Here is a 529-nt window from a genome sequence, read left to right as displayed (position 1 = left end):
CGCTTGGGTTGAACAGCAATGCGCCCTTGTTGCGTTTGATAAGGTAGACATGTAACAAGCCACCAATCACGCCTTCAGCAGTGGTTGAAATAGCACAGGCTAGGTCGGTAAAGCCGCCAAGGGAATAACGATGGATCCCGCCAGTTAAGCCGACAGCAAAACCAACTACTGGCCCGCCGAACAACCCGCCCATGACAGCGCCAATGGCACGGGTGTTGGCGATAGCATCATTGATGTGTAGACCAAAGTACGTCCCGAGGATACAAAAGCCAGAAAAGAGCACGTAGCAAATTAAACGATGGCTAAGGCGAGACGAAATACTCAGTAGCGGTAAGATGATGGGTGTTTTACTCAGCATGTAAGCCAAGACTAAGTAAACACACATTTGCTGCAAGAGAGAGATAACCAGTTCCATAGCGAACCTAACCTGAAATTAATGTTGTTATTGTATACCTAAACAACCTCAAGGTTTTATCGGCCTTTAAAGTCATTTAGGTATAAAACAAAAAGAGCCTGCAAACGGCAGGCT

Annotated in this window: 1 protein-coding gene; it reads right to left on the bottom strand. The window is 46.5% G+C overall.

From position 1 onward, the window contains the following. Positions 1-415, bottom strand: a 415-nt coding sequence (locus tag R8O11_RS30970) for a LytS/YhcK type 5TM receptor domain-containing protein (protein WP_318195359.1), incomplete at its 3' end; no start/stop codon positions are given. Positions 416-529: the final 114 nt, after the last annotated feature.

The sequence above is a fragment of the Vibrio sp. 1288 genome (assembly GCF_033344475.1).
Note: the sequence above shows the minus strand (reverse complement) of the source record. Positions and strands in the feature narration are given on the sequence as shown.